This is a genomic window from Blastomonas sp. CCH1-A6 (genome assembly GCF_001556365.1).
Lineage (GTDB): Bacteria > Pseudomonadota > Alphaproteobacteria > Sphingomonadales > Sphingomonadaceae > Blastomonas > Blastomonas ursincola.
This window is the reverse complement of the sequence record NZ_LSIS01000082.1, coordinates 1-515: the sequence shown is the minus strand read 5'-3', so window position 1 is coordinate 515 and position 515 is coordinate 1. Positions and strand designations below refer to the sequence as shown.

The following is a 515-nucleotide window of genomic DNA, read 5'->3' as shown; positions in this document are numbered from 1 at the left end:
GCGCCGGATGCGCGAGCAGGCCCTTGAGCTCCGAGGCGAAAATCACGCTGCCATCGGGCAGGCTCGCATAATGCAGCGGCTTCACGCCCAGCCGGTCGCGCGCCATGAACAGCCGCTGGTGGCGCTGGTCGAAGATCGCGAAAGCGAACATGCCGTTGAGCCGGTCGAGGCAATCCACGCCCCATTGCCGCCAGGCTGCCAGGATCACCTCGGTATCGCCCGTGGTGCGGAAGACGTGGCCGAGTGCGCTCAGCTCGGCGCGAACCTCCTGGAAATTGTAGATCTCGCCGTTGAAGGTCAGCACATCGGCCTCGTCGGCGCTCGCCATCGGCTGCGCGCTGCCCGCAAGGTCGATGATCGACAGCCGCAAATGGCCCAACCCCACGCCCGGCGCGGTCCAGCAGCCATTGCCGTCCGGACCCCGGTGCAGCATCGCATCGGTCATCAGCCGGATACGCGCCGGATCGACCGGCTTGGCGGTTTCGAGGTGAAAGATGCCTGCAATGCCGCACATG

The 515-nt window shown here is 66.4% G+C and carries 1 protein-coding gene; it reads right to left on the bottom strand.

Features of this window, described 5'->3' with window-relative positions:
• Positions 1-514, bottom strand: a 514-nt coding sequence (locus AX735_RS03785; protein ID WP_446471773.1) for an asparagine synthetase B family protein, incomplete at its 3' end; no start/stop codon positions are given.
• Between the last annotated feature and the right edge of the window lies 1 nt (position 515).